The sequence below is a fragment of the Candidatus Thermoplasmatota archaeon genome (assembly GCA_038884455.1).
Classification (GTDB): Archaea; Thermoplasmatota; E2; order DHVEG-1; family DHVEG-1; genus JAWABU01.
Genome location: JAWABU010000015.1, coordinates 16,823 through 41,388, shown reverse-complemented (window position 1 = coordinate 41,388; position 24,566 = coordinate 16,823). Strand labels below are relative to the sequence as shown.

Here is a 24,566-nt window from a genome sequence, read left to right as displayed (position 1 = left end):
ATACGATCGTATGACGTCTATCGTCTGTGGTCTAGTGAATTTTACCATACAACCAGAGTAAAAAATAGTAAATCGGGAGGTTAAAAGAGAGTAGTTATTCTTGTTTTACAATTACGCAAAAGGTCTAATATACATAAAAGTGGTTCTATGGAAAGAAAAAAATTCATACTATATGGGCTGGTAATAACATTAGTTGTGGGATTTGTCATTGGATTGTCTGCAATTGGGGGAGAACCTATAACAGCAATAGCTGCAGTGGTTATGGGGATGATAGTGCTTTATGCGCTCAAAAGCAGAATCAACCAGGTAATAGAAGATGAGAGAATTTATAGAATAAGCGAAAAAGCATCGCGTAGAACAATACAAGTTGTTGGTACAACAATGGGATTACTTGGTCTTGCTCTTATTGGACTGAGTAAAAGCGGGTATCTAAAGTTGACTGACGTTGGTTCTTCGTTGGCATACTTTGCATCAGTCTTAATAATAGTATATCTGATATTCTATAGCTACTATTCAAGAAAACTTGGAGAGTAGCAAAATATGAAAAATAAACTCAAGGTTTACAGGGCGATGCATGATTTAACACAGGAGGAACTTGCAGATCGGTTGAAGGTAACAAGACAAACTATACTGGCGATAGAAAAAGGAAAATACGATCCATCGTTGGAACGGGCATTCAAAATAGCGGAACTCTTTGAAACAAAAATTGAAGAAATTTTTCTATATAAAGAAAATTGAGACATACAGGACAAAGCATTCATTTTTTCGGTATTTTGTGTTCAAATCCTTTCTCCTGCACTATTTTTAGGAACCTATAAATAAACGATAAAAAATTACCGGTACACTGGTGATGAAGTCCACCTTGGTACGAGCCCCAAAACTGCAGTCAACTGCTGATGACTTCTAGATATATCAGGAGGTACACGATGATCCTTCAGCAGTTGAACGATATCTTCAAAATTATGCGTATATTTTTTCTATTATATTCTAGGAGGTTACAACTTTGGGATTAGAACAATTTTCGATTGCTGCGGTATGGCTTGGACTTGCACTCATTTCAACAATTCTTGCCTACAAATTAAAAATATCAATGGCACTTATGGAAATCTGCATTGGTGTTATTGCAGGATACCTTGCAACACAGTATATCGGACCAGATGCGCTCCATGCAAATGAGGATTGGTTGATTTTTATTGCAAGTTCCGGGGCAATTTTACTTACGTTTTTAGCAGGCGCAGAGCTTGATCCATCCTCGTTAAAATCAAAAACTAAGGAAGTAATTATTGTTGGTGTCATCGGTTTTTTTGCGCCGTTTCTTGGCTGCTCAGCGATCGCATATTTCATCCTGCAGTGGAGTATCCCTGCAAGTCTTCTCACCGGGGTAGCATTGTCAACAACATCAATGGCCGTAGTGTATGCTGTTATGTTAGAATACGGTTTTAACAAAACTGAATATGGGAAAGGAATTCTTGGTGCATGCTTCATTAACGACATTGGTACGGTAGTTGCGTTAGGTCTGCTGTTTGCTCCATTTACCTATAAAACTGGAATTTTTATTGGTTTGGTGATTGTTGCTTTTATCGCGATGCCGAAGATAACGAAAGTACTAATCAAACGGTATGCCTATAAAACTGCAGCTATACGAACAAAATGGATCCTCTTTGTTCTATTCTCGTTAGGTGCTCTTGCTCTTTGGTCTGGAAGCGAAGCAGTTCTTCCGGCATATCTTCTTGGTATGGTTCTTGCCGGTACCGTGAGCAAAGATGATTTTTTTATTCGAAGACTTCGAACGTTAACCATAGGGTTTTTAACACCGTTTTATTTCCTCCGTGCAGGATCTCTTGTTTCGCTCCCCGTGCTTGTCTCTGCACCATTGATTTTTATTATCCTCCTTAGTGGAAAAGTAATTTCTAAAATCTTTGGTTTATATCCAGTAATCGGAAAATTTAGAACAGATAAACGCGAACGATGGTATTACACTCTTCTGATGTCAACAGGTCTAACGTTTGGGACAATTTCAGCAATCTATGGCTTAACCCAGGGCATTATTTCCCAAGAACAATATTCATATCTCGTTGCCGTTGTAATCGGGAGCGCAGTCATCCCAACATTGATTGCAAATCTCCGGTTTCTCCCAAAACATCTCCTTGAAATTCCCCTCACTGATGAAGAGATACCTCAAGAAGATACCATTAATGGTAGTCGCATCTGCGAAAACGACAACTCACGAAGAAATGATGCGAATGAACATAACTAAAAAATATATTTCTGAGCACCTATGTTGACGGAACAGAAGAAAAAAAAACTAATCAGTTTTATTTATTCCCGCGAGCAAGAACTTGGGGGTTTTAGTTCTTCGCATACCGCACCTCCAACAGTTGAGGACACTTATTTTGCACTTCAGCTTCTCGCTGAATTCAACGAAATTTCGGTTAGTAAGCAAACCATCGGTTATATTTCACAATTAAATCACCTTGAGCTCCGTTCCCCAAAGCAAATATACCAAGTAGCAACAATCTACAGACTAACGCATCAGATAGATTTATTCAATGATTTATATAGTAAAATCATGGAGGATGCAGTCATGTTGAATACACTATCCGATGTCTATTATATGGTACTGATCAAAGAATTGTACCAGATCAAACCAGCCAGACTTACGACAAAAGAACATGACCTTCTTGTATCAGTACAAACGAAAAACGAAAAGGCATTAGTAGACTATCAACAACTCATTTTTTTAATGAAAAAATTTGGATTGTCGTTTCCATCGCAAGAATATATAACCGTCATTCAAAACAGTCAGAACCCAGATGGTGGTTTTGGAATTGTTCCCTATTCAACATCGTATTTAGAACCAACGTATTATGCACTTACTTGCCTTAAAGAATTACATGCACCCCTGCTTCATGTTAGTCGATGTGAACGTTTTGTTGATTCATGTATCACACGTATCGGTGGTTTCGGGCGACAGACGATAACACTACCTACACCAGAATATTCATTTTACGCGGTGATGAGTTTAAAACTTATTGAACAAATAAAAAAATATGCGAAACCAAGTGCTCAATGCAATAGTACATGAAAATGAAAGTTCACACCAAAGTACAAAACATTGTTTCTCAAAAAGATTATTAAATTCCTCACTGATAATCTTTTATGATTTCGAAAGAAAAAATACCATTTAATTTTTTTAAACGGATCATTGTCAATTTCCTAATGCTGATGTTGGCGATTATTATCGTTGTTTCAACAGGTTATGTTGGATGGACCATAATCGATAAACTTGTAATCCACTTTGATCCAAGCTCCATTTCAAATGTTATCATTGACATCCTTGGTTTATTCCTGCTTGTTTTCGTCAGCCTCGAATTATTTGAAACTTTCAAATTATATACACAAGAACATGTAGTTCACGTCGAAGCAATGCTCCTAGTAGCGTTGATTGCGATTTCTCGAAAAATCATTCTGCTTGATTACAACAAAATCACCAGTGACATTTTCTTCGGCTTATCTGCTTTAGTCATCTCGATCGGCACAGCGTACTATTTACTGAAAAAAACATGGATTGCAACTATTAAAGCATAAAGCAAATTATCAAAATATCTATAAAGTAAACCTGCATTTCTTTTTTGCCGATGCTTGAGATCATATTTTTTTTCCTGTGCAGTCTCGCAATATCTGGAGAATTAGCCCTTATCGCATTATGGTACTACGGCGGTATTCACACAACTAAAAAAACTTTTCCGACGTATACACCAACTGTTACAATTATAGTTCCCTGTAAAGGAATCACGAAGTTTTTTGAAGAAAATATTCAAGCAATCTGTGCACAAAACTACCCACAGTATAAGGTTCTCTTCATAGTCGATTCGTACGATGATCCTGCATATCAAATTATTGCAACTGTACATCATAAAAATCCGCACATAGCAGTCCATCAGACTATACCACGAGAAACCTGTAGCGGTAAAATAGCAGCACAACTCACCGGAATATCTATGGCGCCAGCATCAGAAGTCTATGTTTTTGCAGATTCAGATATTCGCCCTCATAACACCTGGCTGTATCATCTTGTTCAACCACTCCAAAATAACGAAATCGGTGCAACAACAGGATATCGCTGGTATATTCCCATCTTAAAAACATCATATCTGATATCAACATGGAACATGGTTTTCATGGTAGGCTTATACTACCGCGTCACGAATTATACCTGGGGTGGATCAACTGCAATCAAAAAAACCACCTTTGAACAGCTCAACATTGCAGATATCTGGAAAAACGGGCTATCTGATGATTTGCTTCTCACAGAAGAACTGAAAAAACGGGTATCTGATTTTTTCGTTCCGCAAAGTATAGTAACAACCTCAACTGATGAGACCGTTGGACACTTTTTCAAATGGGGCAAATCAACAAATGACCTGGATGCGATGGTACTATCCATCCTTATGGTTTTTCTCTTTTATGATGTTTATTGGATTACAACTTCTCAATCTTCTTGGTCTTTTTTGTATACTTACCGGCTCGCTACATTTCGGCATCCTCTTCCTTTTACCGATTTTTTTTCAATGTATCTATGGATATGCCGGATTCAAAATGATACTGAAATCAATGCAGTATCCCAAACCTCAATTCAAATCAGCATTGATACCAACCCTTCTCACCCCTGTCGTTTTTGTGCTCATTACCATCAACATGGCAGTATCAAGTATCAAAAATACGATAACCTGGTGTGGAAAAACCTATACTAAAAAGGAATTCTTCAAAAGACCTGACAGCATTACCAGAACATAGGTATTATGTTCTAAGCCGTTTCACGTATCGCCCAAATATACTAAAATACCAATACTATTTCCTGGGTTTGTGTATATCTCTCATCCTCTGATAAAACCAGACTGTGTTGAGCAACGTATCTATCAAACCAACATTGCAGCACAGGCAATCAAAAAAAGTACGTTAGTTGTTTTACCAACAGGTCTCGGAAAAACCATCATTGCATTACTTGTCATCGCAGAAAAACTTACGACAACCAACGAAAAAATACTTTTTTTATCACCAACAAAACCACTCGTTAACCAACATGCACAATTCCTCAGAGAAACCTTACTTTCTGAAATACCTATTGCTGTTTTTACCGGAGAATTAGCTCCAGAAAAAAGAAAAGCACTTTGGGATACATCTAAAATCATTGTTTCAACACCTCAGGTTATCGAAAATGATCTGATCACCCAGCAGGTCAATCTTAAAAAAGTTTCACTGATCATCTTTGATGAAGCACATCGAGCTGTTGGAAATTATTCATATGTTTTTGTTTCTAACCAATATCAACAACAACGCGAAGGCCGACTTGTTCTTGGAATGACCGCATCTCCAGGAAACGATTTGCAAAAAATTGTTGAAGTATGCAAAAACTTGGAAATCGAACATATAGAAATCAGAACAAAATATGATCGTGACGTTCGGCCGTATGTCTACGATGTCCATATCCAATGGAAAGAAATTGCATTGCCTCAGGAATTTTCACAAGTTCTTCAACTCTTGAAAAAATCATTATCTGGATATTTAACAGTTTTAAAAAATATCGGTGTTACTCAATCAGCATCAGTTCAACTCATCAACAGAACAAAACTATTAGAAATACAACAGCTCATCCAGCAACAGCTCAAATCATCACTCAATCCTCCGAAAGAATTATTTGATGCAGCCTCAGCTCAAAATGCAGCATTAAAACTATATCATGCGATAGAACTCTTACAAACACAAGGAGTTAATGCTTTTTTAACCTATTTTCAACGAATGCAAGAAGAAGCACAATCTAAAGGCGGGAGTAAAGCATCACGAACCATCATGAAAGATCTCAATGTTCTTGAAGCACTTGCGTATGCAAAATCACTCACTTTAGAACATCCAAAAATACCTGAAATAAAAAAGATAGTTATTGAACAACTCACCAAGCACCCACAATCACAGATTATCATTTTTACACACTATCGAGATACCGCATATTACGTTTTAAAAAATCTTGAAGGGTTACCTGATGTGCGGCCCGTGAGATTCATCGGTCAATCAGGAAAAGAGGGGGATAAAGGTCTTTCTCAAAAAAAACAAATGGAAATCATACAACAGTTTAAAAATCGAATCTATAATGTTTTAATCGCAACCTCAGTTGCAGAAGAAGGACTTGACATCCCATCCACTGATCTTGTCATATTCTATGAGCCTGTTCCTTCAGAAATCAGAACGATCCAACGACGAGGACGAACCGCTCGAAAAATGCCTGGTAACGTCATCATCCTTATCACGAAAGGAACACCTGATGAAGGATATTACTGGTCAGCTCGAAGAAAAGAACGCCTCATGCATAGTGAACTTGAAACACTGCGAACCTCATTGAAAAAAAAACTCGAAGATCCGAAAACATTCTACACTCAAATGATACATCCAACAGATAATCAGCAAAGAAAACTCGATGAGTCAATCTTGCAGAAATCCGAGTCCAATAATGATTTAAAGATTTTTGTGGATCACCGTGAATCACGTTCAGAAGTTATCAAACGCCTCGTGGAAAAAAAAATAAAAATCGAACCGAAACAACTTGATGTCGGCGATTATGTCCTTTCATCTCGACTAGGAGTCGAACGGAAAACAGTTGACGATTATCTTACCTCGTTACTCGAAGGAAAACTGTTTTTACAACTCAGGAAACTTCGGGAGGCATATTCACGACCTCTGCTCATTCTTGAAGGAGAAGAACTATTTACCAAACGAAACATCAACCATAATGCAATTTACGGTAGTTTTGCATCAATTATCATTGATTTCGGAATTCCAATTCTTATGACGAAAACACCACAAGAAACAGCAGATGTATTATACATCATGGCATGCCGTGAGCAAAAAGATGGAAAAAAACCGGTTGTAGTCCGCGGAGATAAATGGATCATGCCAGTTGCAGAACAACAACAATACATTGTTGAAGGATTTCCACATATATCAACGGTTCTTGCTCAACGATTATTACAGCAATTTGGAACAATACGAGCGATCGCAAATGCGACAGAAGAAGAGCTATGTGAAGTCCCAGGTATCGGAAAAAATATTGCCTCAGAGATTGTCAAAATCCTGAATACCGAATACCTAAAAAAACAGTAAAATCGATATTTTACGATCTGGGTTGAGAAGTAGCTTTTATGCGCTTAAGTGGTTTACTTAAATGCCGACGAGCACATACTGGAACTTCGTACAAATCTCTTTGAATTTTCCGCTCTTGTTCGGAAAAAAGAGCTTTTTTTCGTTTTGTATGACAGCGGATACACTTGTACCCTTGATTTGTTCCTTGAGATTTCATATGTTTACCACATTTTGGACATACAGGATTTTGACTTTTTACGAAAAATTGTACAAGTTTATGAACATGAATTTTTTCAATATTAATGGTTAATGGTTTTTTTCGAACACCACCATACACGTCTACTACATCTCCAGGTAGCAGTTCGCGGATGATTTTTCGAAATTCCTTGGTTGGTTCATAAGCTGCACATGTTATCGAACCTGACGTATCTTGGATATCGAAAAAAACATGCCCCCCAAGGAAGGTCCATGGCCGTTGAGAGACGCAACCTCTCACGATCACAGAATCATAGGGTTTAATTTGATCTATCTTCTTTCGTTGTATATGATCATCAGTCCCTTGATTTGTTTCAAAGAGAATCCAACTTTCTTTTTTTTCAGAAATAATCATCTTTTGTGCAGCGATAAGATCAGAAGAATTGTCGCCACGGATGCCAAAAAGAATTGGACAAGGTGAATTCGGCACAATACGATTATGTTTATTGCGATAATCATAGTTATCAAACGTTGAGATGATGGTTGCATCCATCTTTTGAACAGAATATGCATCGACCTTGCGAGGAGTACCCCATCGGTTCTTTTCACGGTATGCAATTACTTCATATGTTTTATCTGTTTTTGGTTTCCAAGCAACTGCAGCAGTCGCACCAATAAGACCTCGCCGGTTTTTTAAACCAAAATATGTTGCATGCATAAGTTTCAATACGCGCATGGTTTCTTGGATAGTTACTAACGAGGTAACAGTTTTCTTATAGACTGAATAACTAGGTTGTTTACTAAAAAAGACAACACCAGGGTTTGTATTCGGGTCTTGAACTTGTGCATAGTGTTCTACGATTTCATGAACTGTTTTTTGAATCTTTGTAACATCGTTAGAAGTTAAACTATACTTTCCAGATGGCGATGAAAAACAAGCCTTCTTTTCTATCTCACCTATGTGGAGTACTCGTTCATCGCTTCTCCCAATATGCAGTGCCAGGGCACCGTTACCCCTGGTTTTCCAGGGGATGTTGGGATTTAACCGAATCAACCGAGGGTATCCAATAAGTGTATACTGCTCACCAAGATCTTCTATGATTTTTCGAGCAACAAATGTAGTACAACCACCCAAGGTTGAATCAGTATCATCAATGCCAATCCAAATGGTTTTCATCACAAAATTATAATACTAGAACTCCTTTATTTTATATTCCTATGGAACGAAACGAACTTCTCGTTCAAATACGGGAAACCCTGGGCACTGCTGGTTTCACTGTTTCGGAAGTGTACAATATACGTCTCAGTGGTTTTGATATCCTTGCTCGGAAAGATGATACGTTGCTTATCATCAAAGTATTAACCAATATTGATTCATTCTCAGAAGATGTCGCACAAGAGCTTCGAACATTATGCTCGATACTCCACGCAACTCCCCTTCTCATCGGAGAACATAATGGTTTTAATAAATTAGAAGACGATGTTGTCTATCTTCGATTCGGTGTACAAGCAATAACCATTAACACTCTGAAAAACTATCTTTATCATAAAGATTCAATCAGGATCTATGCAGGACCTGGTGGTTTATATGTTCGCCTTGATGAAGAAAAACTTAAAAAACTCCGACAAGAGAAAAATATATCACTTGGATCATTTGCCCGTCATGTTAATGTCTCAAGAAAAACAGTTCAAATGTATGAAGAAGGGATGAATGCACGAGTCGATGTTGCAGAACGTATCGAGGAACTCTTGGAAAATTCAGTTATCACTCCTATTGATGTTTTTAAAAACCCTGATTTTGATGCAGATATCTGTTCACTCTACAACCAGGCATTACATCATTTCGAACGTTTTCAACGTGAAATCTTCCTCCTTCTCCAAGAAGCAGGATATAAGATTTTTCCCCTTGATAAATTTCCTTTCGAAGCGGTAAGTAAAGAAAAAGAAAAAATCCTTCTTACCTGCATCCAAAAATATAATGCAAACTTGTCAAAACGAGCACAAATCATCAACAGTATCTCAAAAATAACCGAGAAACACGCTGTGGTAATCACCGATAAAGACAACAAACAAAATATCCATGGAACACCGGTTATAGCGAAAAAAGAATTAAAGAAACTGCGAGATCCCGAAGAAGTACTCCGTTTGATCATCGAACGGATGATTATCTGTCGGTGAGCAGCATCCAACCCAAAATAGTAGAAGGGCACCTTTAACAAAAAGATATATAAATAAGGTATTTATTCCCGAAAACTACGTTCTCCTTATGGGGTTCTTTAAAATAACAGATACATTATTGATGTACTATGGCAGATCAAAAAACCGTTGAAGCAATACAAAAAGCATTAGACGAGTCAAAAAAACTTGACCGTAAATTCAAACAAAGCGTCGATCTAGTTATTAATCTAAAAAACATTGATATCAGTGACACCAAAAATCGTATCGAAGAAGAAATACTACTTCCCCATGGGCCAGGTAAAGAGGCAAAAATAGCTCTTTTTGCTGGTGGAGAACTTGCACTAAAAGCAAAACAGCATGTTGATCTTCTCATAAAACCTGAAGAAATTGAAGAACTTGCAAAAAATAAAAAGAAATTCAAAAAAATTGCTGAGGAATATGATTTCTTTATTTCAGAAGCATCACTGATGCCAACCATAGGTAAAACCCTTGGTGTTGTTCTTGGTCCTCGAGGGAAAATGCCCAAACCAGTACCCCCACAGATTGATGTTGCACCAATTGTAAAAAATCTTCGAAAAAGTATCCGCATACGATCCAAACAAAGCTATGCATGTCATGCAACAGTTGGACGGGAAGAGATGAATCCTGAACAGATTGCTGAGAACATTGCAGCGATATTAAAAAGACTTGAATCAAAACTTGAACGCGGATCGCAAAACATTGGCGCTTTATATATTAAGACTACGATGGGGCCTCCCATTCGTGTTGCATAAAAAAATTTAGGTGACAAACTGATATGGCACATGTTGCAAGCTGGAAAAACAATGAAGTTCAAGAACTTACCTCGATTCTAACCACGAGAAAAGTGATTGGAATTGTGAATGTTGCTGGAATCCCAGGTCCACAAATACAAAACATGCGAGGAAATATTCGATCTAAAGCGCAGATTCGAGCTGCAAAAAACAGCTTAATTAAAATTGCATTAGACGAAGCAGAAAAACAAGTTCCTGGTATCAGTAAACTCAAATCAGAAGTCAACGGTCAAGCAGCGATTATCGCAGCAGATGTCAACCCGTTTCATCTTTATAAAGAAATCAAAGCGACACGAACTCATGCACCTGCCAAAGGTGGTGAAATCGCACAAAACGATATCATTGTCAAGGCAGGAGATACTCCTTTCAAACCAGGTCCGATTGTTGGCGAACTTCAGAAGGCAGGGATACCAGCTGCCATTCAAGAAGGAAAAGTCGTTATAAAAACCGACAAGGTTATTGTTCCTGCTGGCAAAAAAATTCCGACCGACGTTGCACAGATGCTTACCCGGTTGGAAATCTATCCTTTAGAAATTGGTCTTACGTTAAATGCAGTGTATGAACTCGGAAATATCTACAAACCTGATGTTTTAGATATCGATATGGACAAATTCATGGGTAAGCTTGCTACAGCATCTTCGAATGCTTTCGCTGTTGCAATGAAAACAGCATGGACTACGAAAGCAACAATCAATCAGCTCATTATGAAAGCACATCGCGATGCGTATTACCTCGCATTAGAACAAAATATTCTAACAAAAGATACGATTCCACCGTTACTCTCAAAGGCACATAGAACGATGCTGACTCTTGCAAAAAAAACACAAGATGCTGCCCTTGATGAAGATTTAAAGAAAAATTTAACATAAAAGGAGGAAAAAAGAATGGAATATATCTACAGTGCAATGCTTCTCCACTCCGCAGGACAAAAAATTACTGAAGAACATGTTAAAAAGGTTCTTACTGCAGCTGGCGTGAAACCAGATGAAGCCCGGATTAAAGCACTTGTTGCATCACTTGAAGGTGTCAACATAGATGAAGCAATAAAATCCGCTGCAGCACTACCTGTTGCTGCACCTGCACAAACAGCTGCTGATGTACCTGCAGAAAAGAAAGATGCAAAGAAAAAGGAAGAGAAAAAAGAAGAAGTGTCACAGGAAGAAGCTGCAGCCGGTCTCAGCGCACTTTTTGACTAAAAAACTTTTTTCCCTTTTTCACTCTTTTTTATAAAAATTTTTTTTATTGGATAAACGATGAAGTTTTAACTTTTCTTCAGAAAAGTGGGGGACGGGATGCGTTGGATAGGAGGAATGTGCCTTTCGTGGAAAGCAGATACTCAAAGCAGCCTCCCCAAGTATTACTCTTTGTCCCCCATTATGCAATATTCTTTTTAAATAAATAGTTTTCCATCATCTGTTTTTACTCCAAGTATATATGGTGATGAATATAAGAAATCATAAAGATCCAACTAACGATTACAATTGTATAGGTATATTGTACTGTTTATGGATACCCACCAATCTTTAAGCTAGGATCACCAAGTAGAATAAATTCTTCGATTGTAAAGTAATCAGGACCAACATAGTTGATATAATCATTCTGACTTCTCGTTAACATCTGTCCAAGATGGACTCCTTCTTCATATCCTTGAAAGAAATGTACGTCAAGATATCCTGCACCAGCATAAACACCATTGCTATCAACATGAGTATATGCTGTTCTCGTAGCACCAATAGTTGCTATAGCACCGCCGTTTTCATAGGCAACAAAACTCCATGCAAAACAGGGATAAAAGATTGATGGATTGTTTTCAATTTGAGAAAGAGCTATTAAAAGATTGGTAAAAACAGGATAATATCGCATGAGATCAGAAACATTGAAATCAAGCTTTGCCGTTAGACATGCATCAAAAAACATTACCGGAAGTTGATTCTGATTATATAGTTTTTTAATAAATGGTGTATAGTACAACGGTTGGCTAAACCCCATTTTATATCGTAATGAGTTCGGCCGATAGGTCCCCCATCCATGTTCAAAGCCATGTCCTGCATAGCTTAGGAAACCTGCGCCTTGGTTAATCGCCTTGTTGAACATCTGTGCATTGAGATTCTTTGTTGATGACCACAGTTTCACAGGAGAAAACGAGGGAAGCTGTTCTAACACCTTTGCATTTGTTATCTCTCCCTCAAAAACATTTGGAGGTGCTCCGCATCCTGGTGGAAATGTATCTCCTCCTGCAACAATCACGGTATTAAACCATGATTGATGATACGTTGTCGTTTCATAAGTAATGATCTTGTTGACAACAGTATCAACTTCTTGTATATTCGAACATGCAAGTCGTCCAATATGAACATCTGGATACAAATCAACACCGTCGATATCGTTATCATGATTCGTTTCACCAAATTTATTGTTATTATTTCCATCCCAACTACAGAAAATATCATGTTCGTCATAGATATCAGCATAATACAGATCACTTAAGATGTCTGGTTCCCACCATGATGCATACGTATGCCGTATCGGCAATTTTTTCATATCCCCGACGAGAAGAACATACTGTATGTTCCACGTATCATAGGCGTATTTTACGCAATATTTAATTTGTTCAGCATTGTCTCGGCCGGGAAAATTAGTATAAATATCTTCAAGATTTTGAAGAATTGTTCGCATAGTATAACTATTTTTATGGGTGAGTAACGGTTGTAGATGTGCTGAGAACTCTGCAGGTGCTATGATTAATAGATCATAGGATTCTTTAGAGAGGATACCTACAGGGTGTTGTTCATAGGTAATTATAAGTTGTATTGACTGGATTGTTGTTATGAGATTTTCTGCAGCGCAATATCGTATTGGATAGATATGGATCGATACAAAAACAGTAGGATCATTCTTTTTATTGAGTCCTCGTCCAACGGTATAATGATACCATGCTTCAGGATAAAATTTTTGGCTGGCATACGTTTCTTGATCACCACTTTCTTGCAAGAGGATGATCTTTGAATCTATTTTTTGCTTGATTGGTCCTGGTTGGATTTTTTTCTGGATTGAGATCATCTTACCGTTGGAAGGAATACCTTCGATTCCGAGGATTTTTGTACCTACAGGAAATTCAAAGGTTTTAACCACAACTGGGAGCATCGGTTTGTTGTCCTGTGTTAATACTGAGTTTGACTCAGCAAGTGTAATGGTGGTATACTCATCGTTTTGATGAATTATTGGCGGTGAAAAATATTCTGTTGATTGAATCGTTTGTAGCAAAGGTTGATGTTGTAATCCAGGTATTGATTGAATATTGATATTTAGTAGAATAAGGATGGCTATGCTGCTGAGAATGCAAATGTGATTTTTTCGCATGGTATCACCTTAAAATACATTTTTGTACGGATATACAGTAGATAAACATAGAGTGATTTTATTATTTAAAAGTTGTTATTTTTCCTTTTTGGCATTTTTTCTCGTTAACTTTATTACTTTGTGTTATAAGAAATATTGTTTAGTTTGTAATTATGCCTTGTTTGGAGTAGGAGAGTTTAATGCATTTTAGGAGAAGAAATAATAAAATAATATAAAAAAATATATAAATATTTAAATTAAATATGATATATTATACAAAATTTAAATTGCGGGCAACGGGCATTTCGTCCAAAGGTAGGGTGAAAATGAGACTAACGTTCTTGCTAATACTAATATTCGTTTTTTCGTTGGTTTCTTTTCCAACCTGCAAAGCTATTGACGAAGACAATGACAATTTGCCGGATGAATGGGAGCACCATTATTTCGGCAATTTATCACAAAAACCAGAAGATGATTATGATCATGATGGGATGAATAACTTCTACGAATGTCTTGCAGACACAAATCCAACAACTCCTTTTTCAGGAGGGCGGGTAAAAGCAGCATGGACATATACTTATCCGTTCCCTGGAGAAATGACGCATGAAAAAATCACAACCTTAATGAACAACGGCATTAACACCTTCATTCTTAATGATTACCCTGTGTACGTCCCCTATCAAAATTTTTCAGAAAACGAAACGGTGTATGACTTACTTGGTCCAGATCCAAATGCTCCCTATATCATCACCTATTCTCTTAATGGATATCCCCATTCAGCACGAATAACCATCAAAGAAAAAGCAGTTCTGGCACAACAGTATGGTTTTTGCTACATCCAAACTATTGCATTCAATTATGCCTCCTTTCCAAATAAGAACCTTATTGTCCCAGGAACATTTCCTGTTGTGTTTTCCAATGGGAAAACAGGTTCGCATGTAAGTCCATTTAGCCAAGCGTATTGGAATCACCTCACCAAAATGGTTAAATCGCTAGCATACCTAAGTACATATAACCCAGAAATCTACCGCATCGACGGTGTCTTATTTGATTTTGAACTCTACAGCATTACAGGTGGCAGCTATTTTGATTACACCTGGGGTTTTGAAAATCAAACCTTCATTTCATATCTCGAAAGTCGACATTTAACTCCCGATCCAATTCCTTTGCCTTCTGAACGATATAGTTGGTTACGCGCTCAAGGAAAAATCATCGAGAACCCTGATGAGAGCATTCAGGGGGATTACTACGTGTTCCTAAGTGAACTTATCAAATCATATGCAACAACAATGCGAGAGCAAGTCCATGCAATTAATCCCTCTTTTCTCATCGGAGCATATCCCTCACCCAAATATCTCAGTGTCAAAAACCCACGATTATATCTCCCTGAAATCTTCAGCGGGTGGAGCACACCAACTCATCCTGCAGTTGTCTGGGCAACAGAAATGTATGGTGGCGGAGGAGCAGAAAATATCCCAGAAAATCTCAGTGAAAATCTTCTTGATGATGGCTACTACAATCTATCGTCTATTTTCCCATCTGCAACAAGTAGTAATAATGATATGTATGCTTATTATGTAGGCGGTGTTCTCAATTCGTATTACTTTTCAGGAAACTGGGGATACCACCTCTATCATCTTGCAACCCAAACGAATGGGTATTGGATCTTCACCACATATGGTTTCACAGAAAAACTTCAGAACCTCACAGTAGGGTATATTGTACCCTACTTTGATCGAAACAACAACACTGTGTATCCCTCGAAATACAATTCACCGTATACCCCATGTAACAATCAGCAGACCTACGAACAAGGGGTACATGATTACTATACCGAAATGAGCCTGATGAATACCGAGTTATCCAAGTATTTTCTCAACTATCCAAATTATCAAACAACTCTGCAGAAGCTTTCTCCACCACGCGAACCAACCATTTACGTTGAACATCCAGAGTATATGAATCCACCGACGATGAAAATCAATCCCTTGGAATCACCAGAAGAAACCATGATTGAATTACCTGAAAATAAAGTACGCTTCAGATATCAACAAAGTTTTCTTCTGTATGCTTCTGAGAATCAAACCGTTAAAATTCATCTTCTTTGTTATCTATTTTCAAAGTATTCTGAAGTGAAAGCAGGGATAACCTACGCAATATACCATCTTAATGGAACCGAACTCTGCTATGGGGTACTTTCGCGACCATCAGATCCTCTGTATAGCGGGTATACTGGATTATCAGGAAATATCAGCTTCACTGCTCCCTACGAAGGAATATTTTTCCTTTTAATTAATCCATCATATAGTCTTTTTGAGATTACTCATACAAATGTCCCCTTTGTAGTATACAAACCATTTCGAGAACCAACTATCCAAGAACCTTTAACAGATACTGATTATATTCCGATTATTGACATGTATGCAGATTCACTCAACCGAGCATATTCTTTATATTTCTGGGTTCATAATCTTTCATCGTTTCGTATCGATTTCAAAAAGACAGCAAAAACCCAAGGCTTTACAGCAAGCATTTACCAACCTGATAAAGGTGACTATACTCTTGTAACATCTGCAGAGACAAACATCACAAGTTATTATCTAAATCTAAGCATCACAGTTCCTGAAAACGCACGAAACACTCTCTGGCGACTCACCGTAACAAAACCACTCACGCAAGGACAAACATTTGGAAATGTACTCATCCGTTTCGGTGAAACAATCCAGCCGTATTTTGCGTTGACCGGTGAACGACCATTTATCCTTATACAAAATAGACCACCTCAGACGCGCAATGACGAATATATTGTAAACAAGGACAGTACCAATAATCAATTGATGATTTTAGAAAATGATGATGATCCTGAACAAGATTTTTTTGAACTGCAGTATATCACTGAACCGCACCATGGAACAGCAAGAATTTCAGACAATCGGCAATTTGTTACATATACACCAACTTCAGGATACAGTGGAACAGATTGTTTCACCTATGCCGTTTCTGATATCTATAACAACACAAACATAGCACAAGTGACTATCACTATTCGACAACAGACCGTTGAATCAGAGGGTTTCAACGGAAATCAACCACCAGCGCAACTACCTCCACCTGCAGTACCTCCTCAGAATACAGCCCCCTATCGACCATTACGACCCGCAGGACCGAACTACGGAGAACAAAATATCAACTATACTTTTACTACAAAAGCAGAAGATCCTGATGGCGATATGATTCGATACCGTTTCAATTGGGGCAATGGGATAATCAGTTCTTGGAGTTCTCTTCTTCCGTCAAATACCTCCTATTCAGCAACATATCATTGGAATTCCCCAGGGACGTATAATATTTCAGTTCAGGTACAAGACGAACATGGGGCCAATAGTACCTGGTCAGATTCATTCCAATTTGTCGTCTCTGCATACGTTGACGATTCGCAAGAATCAAACATCTCCAGAATTCCGTCGTTCAACAGCACCGTGAATCAGTCGGTTGTCTTTCACGCAACAGATTATTTCCCAGATCGTGAAATTGTGTCATGTTCTTGGGATTTCGGCGATGGAACTATAGCATATGGGTTACAGACCACACATCGATATACGCTGTCTGGGACGTATACAATTACGTTAACCATTAGTGACATCGAGGGAAATACGTATATAAGAAAATTCACACTAACTGTTCATCCTGAACATTACGAAGCCATACGAGATCAGGCATCTCTTTTGCCGAAATTGGATGAGATACAGTACGGCGGCATCATATTCATATCGTCCATTAGTGTTTTTCTCATAGCATTGTACTTCTATCGTCGATTGTATATTTCGCGGAGTTTTGGTATTCTTTCTCCATCCAAAAAAATACCCTGTTGCTCTTCTTCACAGAATACTCAAAAAGAACCGAATGCTCGGCAGGAAATCGAACAATTGTTGTCGCTTGCATCTCAATATTCTTGGAATCCAAAAAAAGCAGCTGAATATTACCATCTTGCCAAATTAAAAATTCTTGAGGAATCACGAACATTAGATGCTTCTACGTTTTTACGATTTCAAAAATACCTCGCTGATATTTATAATAAAATATAGTGAGAACAGCCAGCACAAATGGTATTTTAAGATACACCACTTTTTTCTCCTTCAGAGATATGTTTGTTTTTCTCGAGGAAAGTATAGGATGGGTTTAAATATTAAAAGCTATATACTGGCTCACTTCCATCTGAATAGGTGAATGAATGGGCAGAGGATTAAACGCAGCAAGAAAAATAAAAAAAACAAAGAAAAAACAACGTTGGAGCGATCGATACTATAAACGCCGAGTGCTTCACCTTAAAGAAAAATCAGATCCTCTTGGAGGTGTCCCTCAGGCGAAAGGCATTGTCATTGAAAAAGTCGGTGTCGAGGCAAAACAACCTAACTCAGCCATTAGAAAATGCGTCAAGATACAACTGATCAAAAACGGCAGACAGATAACTGCATTTGCTCCAGGAAACAATGCAATAGGTTTCATCGATGAACACGATGAGGTAGTTGTTGAAGGAATTGGTGGAAGAATGGGACGAAGTTATGGTGATATCCCTGGTGTTCGCTACAAGGTTATTAAAGTTAACGATGTGTCACTTGATATGCTTGTTAAAAAGAAAATTGAAAAACCAATGAGACGATAACTATGACTGATAAAAAAGAAACAAAAATGATCAGTTCTGGATTCTTTCCAAGCCTGGAAAAATACGACATGAGTACGGTTCATATTGAAGATAAGGGCCTTGAACGATACATCAACCTAGAAAATAAGGATTTCTTCCTTGGTGCACCTCATGCGAATAAATGGTTTGGAAAATCAAAAATCAGCATTATCGAACGACTTATGAATATACTTATGAAAACCGAAGTGTATACTGGAAAAAAAACCAAAGCCTACAAAGTTGTTCGAGATGCTTTTGACATTATCGACCGGAAAACAAAAACAAACCCGATGCAAATCCTTGTTGATGCATTACAAAACGCAGCACCAAAAGAAGAAACAACACGTCTTCGCTACGGCGGCATCATGGTTCCAAAAGCAGTTGATGTTGCACCACAACGACGTCTTGACATTGCGTTGAGGAATATCTGTCTTGGTGCTATGAATTCAAGTCATAAAAGTGCAAAGCCGATGCAAGAATGTCTTGCAGATGAAATCATCAAAGCAAGTAAAAATGATCCGGCATCCTTTGCCATTGCAAAGAAAAACGATGTTGAACGAGTTGCAAAATCAGCTCGATAATACTTGTCTCTTAAAATTAACTCAAGGAGAATATGAGAATATTTTCGAGGTAATCATCTATGGGTCGAAAAGAAGATAACATCCAAAAAGCGACAAGCCTTATGAATAAGCTTGATTTTATTAGAAATATTGGAACAGCAGCGCATATCGATCATGGAAAAACTACGTTTTCAGATAACCTTCTAGCAGGCTGTGGGATGATGAGTGAGGATCTCGCAGGAAAACAGCTTGTCCTTGATTTTGATGAACAGGAACAAGCACGTGGTATTACAATCAATGCAGCTTCAGCATCCATGGTTCACACTTTTGAAAACAACCAATACCTCGTTAACCTTATCGATACACCAGGTCATGTCGATTTCGGTGGTGACGTCACTCGAGCAATGAGAGCAATTGACGGTTGTATTGTTCTTGTGTGCGCAGTAGAAGGAGCAATGCCGCAAACAGAAACAGTGATACGACAGGCACTTCGAGAAAAGGTACGGCCTGTACTCTTTATCAATAAAGTTGACCGCCTGATTAACGAACTCCGAGTAACTCCTGAGGAAATGCAACAACGATTCATTAGGATTATTACAAAGTTCAATGAACTTCTCAACAAAATGGTTCCTGAAGAGTTCAAAGGGAAATGGAATGTTAAAGTAGAAGATGGCAGTGTTGCCTTCGGATCAGCATTTCATAACTGGGCAATATCAGTTCCATTTATGAAAAAAACAGGGATGAGTTTCAAAGATATCTATGAATACTGTAAAAACAATGATCAGAAAACACTTGCAAAGAAAGCCCCAATCCATGAAGTTGTTCTCGACATGGTTATCCGTCATCTTCCCTCACCCAAAGTTGCACAACAATATCGAATACCTCATATCTGGCGTGGAGATCTTGAAAGTCCTCTTGGAAAAAGTATGCTGACGTGTGATCCAAATGGTCCTCTTGCGCTCATGATCACAAAAATTATTCTTGACCCTCATGCAGGTGAAGTAGCTGTTGGACGTATGTTTAGCGGAAAAATCACCCGAGGTCAAGAAGTAGTTGTTGCAGGTATGCCGAATAAAAACCGTGTCCAGCAAGTCAACTTGATGGTTGGCGCGGATCGTATCCCTGTTGAATTTGTTAGTGCGGGAAATATTGTTGCTGTAACCGGTATAAAAGATGCAATCGCCGGAAGCACCATAACCGATAATCCTGATGCTGAGCCGTTTGAACGGATCGTCCACGTGTCAGAACCGGTTGTTACAGTTGCTGTCGAGGCAAAAAACACCAAAGATCTCCCTCGGCTTGTCGAGGTTTTAAAATCGGTCTCAAAGGCAGATCCGAGCATCCAAGTTCAAATCAATCAAGAAACCGGTGAAAACCTCATGTCAGGTATGGGTGAGCTTCACCTTGAAATCACTGAGTATCGAATACGAAATGATCATAAACTCGACATTATCTGCTCCGAACCTATTGTTGTCTATCGTGAAACCGTTGGGAAGAAAAGCCCGTATAAATTCGAAGGAAAATCACCAAACAAGCACAACCGTTTTTACATTGAAGTAGAACCGCTCCCAGAAGCAGTTGTCAAAGCCATCTATAACAATGAAATCCCTGAGAATGTTAAAAAATTTAAAAAAGAAGTAGCAAAACAACTCCAAGATCTCGGGCTTGATAAAGAAGTCGCAAAAGGAGTATTTGGAATAAAAGGATTAAATATTATTACTGATGTAACAAAAGGTATTCAACATCTTTTTGAAACACGAGAACTTATAAAAGAAGCGTTTGATGAGGTTATGAAAAACGGACCGACTGCCGCAGAACCATGCCAAGGATTGCTCGTAAAACTCGTTGATGCAAAACTCCATGAAGATGCAATTCATCGAGGTCCTGCACAAGTTATACCAGCAGCTCGCAATGCCATCTACGGAGCTATTACGATATCAGATCCAATACTGTTAGAACCCATTCAAAAAGTATTTATCAGCACCCCTCAAGAACTTATGGGTGATGCGACACGAGAGCTTAACACCCGCCGAGCTGTTGTTAAGGATATGACCACTGAAGGAGATATGGTTACTATCGAGGCGCAAGCACCTGTTGCTGAAATGTTTGGATTTGCTTCAGCAATACGGTCTGCAACCGGTGGGCGAGTACTGTGGAACACTGAAAACAAAGGTTTTGAGCCATTACCACGAAACCTCCAAGCAAATATTGTTAAGTCAATACGAGAACGAAAAGGACTCAAACCAGAACCATATCCACCTGAATACTACATGGATTAACTAGGAAAATCAAATTTTTCATTTTTCCCAAATTTTTAAATAGAAAATCAGAATTCACCCAATACACCGTGGTGATGCACAGTGAATCGAGGAGTTATCCCTATAAACAAAGACTATGAACTTGAATACCGGTATTATGAGAAAGATCAAAAGTATCGATATTTTAACCGGAAATTTGAAATCTACCTCATCCAACGAAACGGTATGCATCGAAGCTACATGCTGCATATGGACAACTGCGATACAACCGATGGAAAATGGGCACCGCACATTCATAAAAAAGACAATGTAGCAAAAAAACTTTATTTCGGGGTAACCACTCTAAATTGGAACGACATTAAAGAAAATTTTACTCAAGTACTTATCGCAGAAACAGGTCCTCAAAATAAAAATGATATCAAAAAAGCGGTGGCAAAACTTTTATCACCAAAGTTATGATTTCTTTTTACAGGTTATAGTATTTTTAGTTTTGTCGTATTATTCTGCGGGAATGTCAACTTAAAGATTCTTGTAGTTAAAATCAACAGAAGAAGAAACACGTCATAAAATACTTAAGTCGACGGTCTCTTATTCTGCTATCCGATATCTTCCCTGCTTTGGTTCATAGATTTGACCGTTTCGTTTCAATCGATCAAGCGCTTCTTCAACTTTTCGAGATTCAAGACCATGCAGTTCTGCTTCTGTAATAATATCACTTTTTGCAGCACTCTGTTCAGGTGATTCCATACTTAATCGTTTTATGATGTCAATAAGAGAACGCATGCGTTCCTGTTGACTGTGACTGATACCAGTTGCAATAATGTCAATGTCAAATTTACCGGTTTCACGATCCATACCGACGCGACGGAGATACTGATCAATAATCGAGAGCGCACGTTTTGCGTCCTCCACAGTAACTTCCTGACTAAGTCGAATCCGTGCGCTTGCCTCAGAGAGACGAACAAAAGCTTCAAGTTGACGTGGAGTAAACGGAACAGAACCTTCAGAGGAACTTCGAAAGTCCACATAGTAATTCTGTAGGATCTCCATTGCTTCATCGCTCATCACTGGAAACACATTGCGTTTTGCGTAAGCAACATATTTCCGGAGAAACTCTGGTTCAAAAACAGGCATAACAATTTTCATCATTTCATTTTCAGTTGCCTTTGTAAATTTTGATTTTTTTGCTTTTAAAATGTTTTCTCGTATTTCTCCGGCTTTATGTGAACGAAGAATATGACTTGCAAGTTCTGTATCTTGTTTTCTGTTTGGTTTGTCAAGAATTGAAAAAATCAGATCAAAACGGGAAAGAAGCGCAGGCGGCATGTTAATCTGTTCATGGATTGGACTGAAATCATCAAAACGACCCAATTTTGGGTTTGCTGCTGCCAGAAGAGAGCACCGCGATTTTAACGTGGCGTTAATCCCTGCTTTTGCAACAGAGATTTCTTGCTGTTCCATCGCTTGATAGAGAGCACTTCGATCTGTTTCATCCATTTTATCGATTTCATCGACGCAGGCAATACCCATATCTGCGAGAACAAGAGCTCCCGCTTCAAGCGTCCATTGACCTTCACCGAATTCATCTCGGACCGCAGCAGCGGTAAGACCTGCAGCTGACGATGCTTTTCCTGAGGCATACACACTTCGCGGTGCGATTTTTGACATATACGTTAACATCTGGGACTTTGCAGTACCTGGATCGCCAACCAGCAACATATGGATATCACCACGGATATGGGTACCATCAGGCATCTCTTTTGAAAGACCACCAAACAACTGCAACACCAATGCATCCTTCTCAGTTTCCAAACCATAAATGGTTGGAGCTATACTTTGTTTCATCTTCTCGTAAATTTCTGGATCTTTACTTGTTTTTAAAATCAGTTTTTCATCTTCTTCGGTGACCTCTACTTCTTCAAAAGCTTGTTCTTGGCTTTCAATACTGATTGCCTCCATGGTTTTATCAAAGGAAGTCAATCGAAGTGCACCAACACGACGTTGCAATGAATGTAAAATACCGTTGACAATAATCCGATCACCAGGTGCAATCTCACCGACGAGATCATCTTCAAGAAAGCAGCTGATACGTTCAGGTTGAGCTCCTCCGCGAAGGCCCTCTGGGTTCTCTTGTATTTCAATTTTTTGAGAATCAATAAATGTTGAAAGATTCGTCGAGAGTTTAAAAGAGGAAACACGGCCACAACCACCCTGATCCTCATAGCACTCAGCAGGTTCTTTTAAAATATCTTCATCCTGCTCAATTTTCAATACTGCACCGCATTTCTGACACTGAAATGCAGCAACCTGTAACTTCGGACGGACTTCGGTTCTTTTCTTGACGAGACCTTCTACAGCAACAAGTTTGCCGAGATGCATTGCTCGTATTTTCCGAATAGCAATTTTATGTTCTTCAGATAGATTTTTGATACGGAGATGTAAATTTACCTTATGTTCTACAGCTACGTCAATACTATTTAATGCAGCTTCTGCATTAAATAATGCTTTGTATGGTTGTTTTACGAGTAATTCAGATAATTTTGAATCAAATTGATCGACATCCCAATAATCTACAAAGACACTTCTTTTCTCAGGATATTCAAGGGCAACTGTTTCAATCTCAGAGCGATATTTTTCCTCGAGGAAATTCTTCCAAGATGCAACGAGATTTTCATCTTTTAGTAATCGAACCATAGATCAAGTTCAACTCCCCTGAGTTAGCCGGACTTTTGATAACCAATAATTCCTATATAAGTTTTAGCGGGTGTAGAAGCTTCGCAAGTGGGTGCACGTGACATACCATTGACGCCCCGTCTGTATTCTTAACCCCGTTCACCCCTTGAGCATCGGCAGTCTGTGGTAAGGCTGCTCACTTCCGTGCCTGACCCGGTTCCCACAGTAAAGATGAGCATACAACCCTCCGGCTGTATGCGATCATCACCTCTGATCCCAAAGGACAAGGTTTCATCGTCAACAAACGGATCAATAGTTGTTCGTAACACCGCCTTTTGAATTCGACCCCAGCGTATCGGCGATTTCTGGTTGCAGGGAACGCCTAACTCCCCAGTCTATTCTACACCTTTCGCCACTATGACTATGAACGTATATGTTTACCAGTATCTCCGTGCAACAATACCTCGATAGGAATACAACCGAAAGAATATCCATGCTAAACCAAAAGCTAAAAACGCGATATCTCGAGCAACATTAATCCATGCACTTGACAATTGATCACCACCATATTGAGTCGATGCAAGTTTACCGGCCTCATAAGCATTCAGAATCAAGAGATAAATTGAGATTGCGATGACAATAAAAACAATAATGTCAACATAAAATGATACTTTGTTCCACGTCTGCTTATCGATTTGTTGTGGTTTTGTTTCAATCATAACAATCCATTCCGTTC

The 24,566-nt window shown here is 38.5% G+C and carries 20 protein-coding genes, 1 other RNA gene and 1 riboswitch; of the genes, 16 read left to right on the top strand and 5 right to left on the bottom strand.

Annotated elements, in window-relative coordinates; translation table 11 throughout:
* The first annotated feature begins 147 nt into the window (after positions 1–147).
* The 7 genes from QXL17_03925 (at position 148) to QXL17_03895 (ending at position 7,155) form a co-directional block, all read left to right on the top strand.
* Positions 148–534: a DUF2178 domain-containing protein gene (locus QXL17_03925; protein ID MEM4258284.1), complete on the top strand. Its 387-nt coding sequence runs from the start codon at positions 148–150 to the stop codon at positions 532–534.
* A gap of 6 nt (positions 535–540) precedes the next feature.
* Positions 541–738 carry a helix-turn-helix transcriptional regulator gene (locus QXL17_03920; protein MEM4258283.1) on the top strand — a complete coding sequence of 66 codons (198 nt, stop codon included), beginning with the start codon at positions 541–543 and terminating at the stop codon, positions 736–738.
* 99 nt (positions 739–837) lie between these two features.
* Positions 838–913, top strand: a riboswitch (Fluoride riboswitch).
* Between the two features lie 90 nt (positions 914–1,003).
* Positions 1,004–2,257: a cation:proton antiporter gene (locus QXL17_03915; protein MEM4258282.1), complete on the top strand. Its 1,254-nt coding sequence runs from the start codon at positions 1,004–1,006 to the stop codon at positions 2,255–2,257.
* Positions 2,258–2,278: 21 nt separating this feature from the next.
* Positions 2,279–3,085, top strand: a complete 807-nt coding sequence (locus tag QXL17_03910; protein ID MEM4258281.1) for a prenyltransferase/squalene oxidase repeat-containing protein — start codon at positions 2,279–2,281, stop codon at positions 3,083–3,085.
* Positions 3,086–3,159: 74 nt separating this feature from the next.
* A complete protein-coding gene (locus tag QXL17_03905; GenBank protein ID MEM4258280.1) occupies positions 3,160–3,588 on the top strand; it encodes a phosphate-starvation-inducible PsiE family protein in 429 nt (142 codons plus the stop codon).
* Positions 3,589–3,638: 50 nt separating this feature from the next.
* Complete coding sequence (locus QXL17_03900) at positions 3,639–4,754, top strand: glycosyltransferase family 2 protein (protein ID MEM4258279.1); 1,116 nt, start codon at positions 3,639–3,641, stop codon at positions 4,752–4,754.
* Between the two features lie 112 nt (positions 4,755–4,866).
* A complete protein-coding gene (locus QXL17_03895) occupies positions 4,867–7,155 on the top strand; it encodes a DEAD/DEAH box helicase (GenBank protein ID MEM4258278.1) in 2,289 nt (762 codons plus the stop codon).
* A gap of 10 nt (positions 7,156–7,165) precedes the next feature.
* Here QXL17_03895 and QXL17_03890 read toward each other — a convergent pair whose 3' ends face one another.
* A complete protein-coding gene (locus QXL17_03890) occupies positions 7,166–8,506 on the bottom strand; it encodes a tRNA(Ile)(2)-agmatinylcytidine synthase (GenBank protein ID MEM4258277.1) in 1,341 nt (446 codons plus the stop codon).
* A gap of 41 nt (positions 8,507–8,547) precedes the next feature.
* On the opposite strand from QXL17_03890, the gene QXL17_03885 reads away from it, so the two are divergent.
* The 4 genes from QXL17_03885 to rpl12p all read left to right on the top strand — a co-directional run bounded on the left by QXL17_03885 (position 8,548) and on the right by rpl12p (position 11,515).
* Entirely contained in the window at positions 8,548–9,507 is a 960-nt protein-coding gene (locus tag QXL17_03885) for a transcriptional regulator (protein ID MEM4258276.1), read from the top strand.
* A 128-nt stretch (positions 9,508–9,635) separates the two neighbouring features.
* Complete coding sequence (locus QXL17_03880) at positions 9,636–10,280, top strand: 50S ribosomal protein L1 (protein ID MEM4258275.1); 645 nt, start codon at positions 9,636–9,638, stop codon at positions 10,278–10,280.
* Positions 10,281–10,303: 23 nt separating this feature from the next.
* Entirely contained in the window at positions 10,304–11,188 is an 885-nt protein-coding gene (locus QXL17_03875; GenBank protein MEM4258274.1) for a 50S ribosomal protein L10, read from the top strand.
* Between the two features lie 15 nt (positions 11,189–11,203).
* A complete protein-coding gene (gene rpl12p, locus QXL17_03870; protein ID MEM4258273.1) occupies positions 11,204–11,515 on the top strand; it encodes a 50S ribosomal protein P1 in 312 nt (103 codons plus the stop codon).
* Positions 11,516–11,822: 307 nt separating this feature from the next.
* On the opposite strand, the gene QXL17_03865 is transcribed toward rpl12p, so the two are convergent.
* Entirely contained in the window at positions 11,823–13,679 is a 1,857-nt protein-coding gene (locus QXL17_03865) for a C25 family cysteine peptidase (protein MEM4258272.1), read from the bottom strand.
* Positions 13,680–13,984: 305 nt separating this feature from the next.
* Between QXL17_03865 and QXL17_03860 the strand changes: the two genes are divergently transcribed.
* The 5 genes from QXL17_03860 (at position 13,985) to QXL17_03840 (ending at position 21,616) form a co-directional block, all read left to right on the top strand.
* Complete coding sequence (locus QXL17_03860; protein ID MEM4258271.1) at positions 13,985–17,743, top strand: PKD domain-containing protein; 3,759 nt, start codon at positions 13,985–13,987, stop codon at positions 17,741–17,743.
* A gap of 146 nt (positions 17,744–17,889) precedes the next feature.
* Positions 17,890–18,321 (top strand): 30S ribosomal protein S12, encoded by a 432-nt coding sequence (locus tag QXL17_03855; GenBank protein ID MEM4258270.1) that lies wholly within the window; start codon positions 17,890–17,892, stop codon positions 18,319–18,321.
* Between the two features lie 2 nt (positions 18,322–18,323).
* Positions 18,324–18,920, top strand: a complete 597-nt coding sequence (locus QXL17_03850) for a 30S ribosomal protein S7 (GenBank protein ID MEM4258269.1) — start codon at positions 18,324–18,326, stop codon at positions 18,918–18,920.
* Positions 18,921–18,979: 59 nt separating this feature from the next.
* Positions 18,980–21,178, top strand: a complete 2,199-nt coding sequence (locus QXL17_03845) for an elongation factor EF-2 (GenBank protein ID MEM4258268.1) — start codon at positions 18,980–18,982, stop codon at positions 21,176–21,178.
* Between the two features lie 81 nt (positions 21,179–21,259).
* Positions 21,260–21,616: a hypothetical protein gene (locus QXL17_03840; GenBank protein MEM4258267.1), complete on the top strand. Its 357-nt coding sequence runs from the start codon at positions 21,260–21,262 to the stop codon at positions 21,614–21,616.
* 129 nt (positions 21,617–21,745) lie between these two features.
* Here the strand turns inward: QXL17_03840 and QXL17_03835 are convergent, their stop codons facing one another.
* From QXL17_03835 to QXL17_03825, 3 genes are all read right to left on the bottom strand, one after another.
* On the bottom strand, positions 21,746–23,851 hold the full coding sequence (locus QXL17_03835; protein MEM4258266.1) for a minichromosome maintenance protein MCM: 2,106 nt from the start codon (positions 23,849–23,851) through the stop codon (positions 21,746–21,748).
* A gap of 70 nt (positions 23,852–23,921) precedes the next feature.
* An RNA gene (ffs, locus tag QXL17_03830) (signal recognition particle sRNA) lies at positions 23,922–24,236 on the bottom strand.
* 31 nt (positions 24,237–24,267) lie between these two features.
* Entirely contained in the window at positions 24,268–24,549 is a 282-nt protein-coding gene (locus tag QXL17_03825) for a hypothetical protein (protein MEM4258265.1), read from the bottom strand.
* Positions 24,550–24,566: the final 17 nt, after the last annotated feature.